The sequence below is a fragment of the Candidatus Erwinia dacicola genome (assembly GCF_001756855.1).
Lineage (GTDB): Bacteria > Pseudomonadota > Gammaproteobacteria > Enterobacterales > Enterobacteriaceae > Erwinia > Erwinia dacicola.
The window spans coordinates 1-4,322 of the sequence record NZ_MAYS01000064.1; the positions used below are offsets into that span (position 1 = coordinate 1).

The following is a 4,322-nucleotide window of genomic DNA, read 5'->3' on the forward strand; positions in this document are numbered from 1 at the left end:
AGTTGACGCGTACCGGCCAAAGTAGTTGACGTCTAATATGCTGTGTCATAACCAGCGCAATCAGGATCTGGTTTGTCAGGAACTGACGCACCTGAAGCCACTTCCTCAGCGGCGGTGTGCAGACTACGAGGAGCTGTCTGTCCTGGTGAGCAGAGTAGCACCATCAACGTCAGGCAGGTGGTGTACAGCGTCCCGTCCCGGCTTATCGGACAGATGCTGAAGGTCCGTCTCTGGGATGATCATCTGAGCTGCTACGTGGGCAGCGATGAGGTGATGAGCTGTGACCGGGTTCGGGGGCAAAAGGGCAAACGACGGGTCCGCAGCATCAACTTCCGGCACGTCATCGGCAGACTAGTCAGGAAACCTGGGGTGTTCTATCACGCCACGCTTCGCAACGACATCCTGCCGGATGATGAATGGCGGCAGTTGTGGCAGCGTATATGTTCACGTTTGGCCCCTCAGCTGGCCAGCCGTCTGATGGTTAATGCCCTGAAGCTGGCGGCAGAACGGAAAGATATCTCAGTGGTTGCGAAGGGGCTGAACCAGCTGCTGCTGGAGCCGGGAGAGCCGGACCTGCAGAAGCTGCTCAACTGCTGGTTCAGCACAGCCTGCAGGGTTATGACAACCTGATGCAGAAAGGAGACCTGCAGTAACCGATATCCATACGCTTGAAAGGCTGCTCAGAAGGCTCCGTCTGACGCGCATGGCCTCCGAGTGGCACAGCCAAGATAGCGATGCAAAAGAGAGCGCCGAGGCGATCCTGAACGCGCTGTAATAACAGGGTAGAGTCAGGCATGCCTCGCTTGGATGTGATGTGTGAGGGCTGACTGCTTTTGTGGTCAGCCCTCTTTTTTATCATTTTCCGGACGGATCCTGCTCGCCAATAAACCAGTACCACAGCGGCACCGAAAGCAGCAGGGTGAAGACCACGCTGTAGATGGTGATCATAAAGAACTCGGAGACATACAGCTCAACGGGCCAAGTGGAAAACGGCATATTGTACTCGTTGATCGCCCCGCCAATCATCGCCTTAGTCATCACAATGATGGCGCAAACCAGCACGCAGGCCTGAGCGGTAAAGAAGTGGCGGCGTTTTTTGCCCGGTGGAAATAGTGACATGTTCTGTACTCCTGTACGATGATTCAGAATTTGACGTTAACTTTTGCCCACCAAGTGCGGCTTGGCTCATTGACTGGGGTACTGGCAGAATAGCCAAATACGCTGTTGCCTGCCAGATTCAGGTGTTCGCTGTAGGCATTGTTAAAAATATTGTCGAGGCCGCTGCTAATCTTGACGTTTTTCGTCACTTCATACGCAGCATTGGCGGAAAAGATGCCGAACCCTGCGCTGCGTTCGAAGTCTTTGCCAACCACGTTGCCTTCATTCAGCGCGATACGGTTTTGTAACCCGACCATACGCAGCAGGCCGGTAGTACTCCAGCTTCCCTGTTTCCAAGTCAGACCTAGTCGGCTCTCCAGTGGCGGCATCTGCGGCAGTGGGCGATGACCTGAGCTGTTTTGACCCCACGAATACGCTAGGCTGCCGTCTGCGGTCAGACTCTCCGTCAGTTTATAACTCAGGCCTGCTTCACCGCCCATAATCGTGGCGTTGACATCGTCGGCGCGGCTGACGTAAGCGTCGTTTGGATCGTGGCTGAAGAGAATAAAGTCCCTGACGTGGCCGAGGTAAGCTGAAACCCAGCCATCCATGCGCTTACCAGAATATTTGGCACCGATATCTAGCTGCGTGGTTTTCTCAGACTTAACTGTTTCAAACGCCGTGCTGCGCCCGCCCACGAAGTAGCTGGGGGAGAACAGCTCCCAGTAATCTGGAAAACGCTCGGTATAGCCCACTCCGGCATACATCATCAGCGGCAGGCTATCCAGCGTATGTTCCAACCGCATAAACCCGGCAGGCATTGTATCGCTCCTTGCACCCTCGTCGGAAGCGCTAAAATTGTCCACCCAGCTGCGTTCGAGTCGTGCTCCGCTCACCAGCTTATTGTGCGGGTCAACGCTCCAGCTCAGTTCACCGAAGGCACCAATATCGTGAAAGCGGGCATCTTTGCGCCAGTCGTTATCCCAGTGATTACGATGGCTGCTAGTTTGCATATCCATCCCGCTTTTCAGTTCAAAGTCAGACCATAACCAGGTGCCCATAAAGCGACCACCAACGGTACGGCGATCGAGCTGCATCGCCATCGGCATGCTCATATCCATATGGGTAGACATCCCCGGCATGCTGCCCGAACTGCGCAGGCTGTAATTATCCATAATGTGATTGGCATAGTTGTAGTACATCTGTGCTTCAAATTTGTCGAATACCTCGCCGAGGTTCGATTTTTCCACCCGCATGCTGAGGCTTTCACGCTTGAATTGGGAGCCATCCATGCTACGTCCGGCGTAGCGTGCTTCGCCGTTGCCACGCCCCGCAGTCAGCTCAACCAGCGTATCTTTATCCGACGTCCAGCCCACCGCGAGGTCGCTGTTCCATTTGTTCCAGCGCGACGGCACGCGGTCACCTTTGCCGTCCTTGTAGTCCTGCGAAATAGAGTGGTTGCCAATCACCCGCAGATAACCCTGTTCGCTACCCACGCTAAGGTCGGCGTTCTGATCCCAGCGATTGTTCGAGGCCCCCAGCAGGCTGGCGTTGCCCTGAATGCCTGACTGGTCGAAGCGGTGTGGTTCACGGTCAAAGCGCACAGTGCCCGCCGAGTTGCCCGGCCCCCAAATAACGGTTTGCGGGCCTTTGATGATGCTTAATAGGTCGTAACTCTCCGGGGAGATGTATGAACTGGGGGCATCCATGCGCGCCGGGCAGGCACCGGGCATTTCACCGCCGTCGGTCATGATGCGCATGCGCGAGCCAAACATGCCGCGAAACACCGGGTCACCGTTGGTCCCGCCGTTACGAATTTGCGCAAAGCCCGGAATGGTTTTCAAATAGTCGGAGCCGTCGCTGGCAGGGACCGGCTGGCGCGGTGTTTTTGGCGAAGTGGCAATCTCCAGCGGAGAGGCTAGCGGCGCGGTGACGGTCATTACGCCCGTTTCATCCGGTACCACATTATGCGCTGCGGCCAGATGTGGGCAGGCAGCAATGATCGCAATGCTTAATAGCGACAGCGGCAGGTAAATAACTTTCATGCTTAATTCCTTTTTAAACGGTAATCCTGTCTAAAGAATCCAACCAGAACCCCGAAATAATATTCAGGAGTGCATCATCCTGTGCAGAGCAAATACAAAAAGGTTAACGCTTTCCGACGGAGTTATCCGCAGTGAATTGATGGCATTAATAAACGAAAGGAATTAAGGCAGCGGCGGGGCACGTGGCTGACAAATACCTAGGAAGAAAGTAACGTGATAAGCGGGAAGTATTAATGCGGGTCGGATGAGGGCAATCAGACACATCAGCCAGAAAAAGACGATAAACAGGCAGAGCAGTAGCGGCATATGGACTAGAAGCTGACAGTAACCGCAGGCAAATTCGTCCATCCTGCCCATATCATGATGCATGGCTTCAGCAGAACCGGCATGCATAATCATCGCGGCGTGGCCTGACATCGCGGGCATAGGCATATCATCCATCATCATCTCTGCAGGGTGATGCGTACTCATTTCGCTGTCAGCGGAGGTGCGATAACTCTCCAATGTTTTGGAAACATCCGGCGCAATAAACAGCAGCAGTACCGCCAGAATAGCGATCAGAGCGGGCAAGCGGCGCTGTGACAGGCGATAGAATGAAACCAATCTGGCAATCCCTGCAGAGTGAATTAAAGACGCTAGTTTAGCGACTTTATTTGACAATGTTAATGCGAACTTAAATTAATCATTATTAATTAAATCCGGTAAACCTCCGGCTTTGCCGGGGGACTCCGAAAGGTTTGACCTTTAAGTCAGTTGTAGTGGCACACTGATACTGGCCACCTGATCGGAAGGTGATATTCTCACCTTCCCAACACCACAGGTGACCCAATGGCTAAACATTTCACGCCAGAATTTAAGCTCGAAGCGGCGAAGTTAGTTGTCGACCACGGCTATACCTACGTTAAGGCCGCAGAGGCAGTTAACGTAAGCCATTCGGCTATCCCCCGTTGGGTGAATAAGCTGCGACTTGAGCGCCAGGGGAAAACGCCCGCCGGGCTTCCTCTGACGCCAGAACAGCTCGAGCTGCGTGAGGCGAGGAAGAAAATACAACGCCTTGAAATGGAGAACGAAATCCTAAAAAAGGCTACGGCGCTCTTAATGTCGGACGCACTCAACGGTTCACGGTAGTCGACAGGCTAAGAGCGAGGTATCCGGTCGCTGCGTTGTGCCAGACTTTTG

Annotated in this window: 4 protein-coding genes and 1 pseudogene; 2 read left to right on the forward strand and 3 right to left on the reverse strand. The window is 53.9% G+C overall.

Annotation, left to right across the window (positions count from 1 at the left end):
• Positions 1–46 precede the first annotated feature (46 nt).
• Positions 47–653 (forward strand): annotated as a pseudogene (locus BBW68_RS01690) (Mu transposase domain-containing protein); the annotation flags it as partial.
• 202 nt (positions 654–855) lie between these two features.
• Here BBW68_RS01690 and BBW68_RS01695 read toward each other — a convergent pair.
• From BBW68_RS01695 to BBW68_RS01705, 3 genes are all read right to left on the reverse strand, one after another.
• Positions 856–1,119, reverse strand: a complete 264-nt coding sequence (locus BBW68_RS01695) for a DUF2534 family protein (protein WP_070133739.1) — start codon at positions 1,117–1,119, stop codon at positions 856–858.
• A gap of 23 nt (positions 1,120–1,142) precedes the next feature.
• Positions 1,143–3,143: a TonB-dependent copper receptor gene (locus tag BBW68_RS01700; protein WP_070133740.1), complete on the reverse strand. Its 2,001-nt coding sequence runs from the start codon at positions 3,141–3,143 to the stop codon at positions 1,143–1,145.
• 162 nt (positions 3,144–3,305) lie between these two features.
• Entirely contained in the window at positions 3,306–3,746 is a 441-nt protein-coding gene (locus BBW68_RS01705; protein WP_070133741.1) for a DUF2946 domain-containing protein, read from the reverse strand.
• Positions 3,747–3,971: 225 nt separating this feature from the next.
• On the opposite strand from BBW68_RS01705, the gene BBW68_RS01710 reads away from it, so the two are divergent.
• Positions 3,972–4,271 carry an IS3 family transposase gene (locus tag BBW68_RS01710; protein ID WP_070133583.1) on the forward strand — a complete coding sequence of 100 codons (300 nt, stop codon included), beginning with the start codon at positions 3,972–3,974 and terminating at the stop codon, positions 4,269–4,271.
• Positions 4,272–4,322: the final 51 nt, after the last annotated feature.

Coding starts and splice junctions, on each gene's coding strand:
- BBW68_RS01700 (WP_070133740.1), bottom strand. CDS start 3,143: ATGAAAGTTATTTACCTGCCGCTGTCGCTATTAAGCATTGCGATCATT.
- BBW68_RS01710 (WP_070133583.1), top strand. CDS start 3,972: ATGGCTAAACATTTCACGCCAGAATTTAAGCTCGAAGCGGCGAAGTTA.
- BBW68_RS01695 (WP_070133739.1), bottom strand. CDS start 1,119: ATGTCACTATTTCCACCGGGCAAAAAACGCCGCCACTTCTTTACCGCT.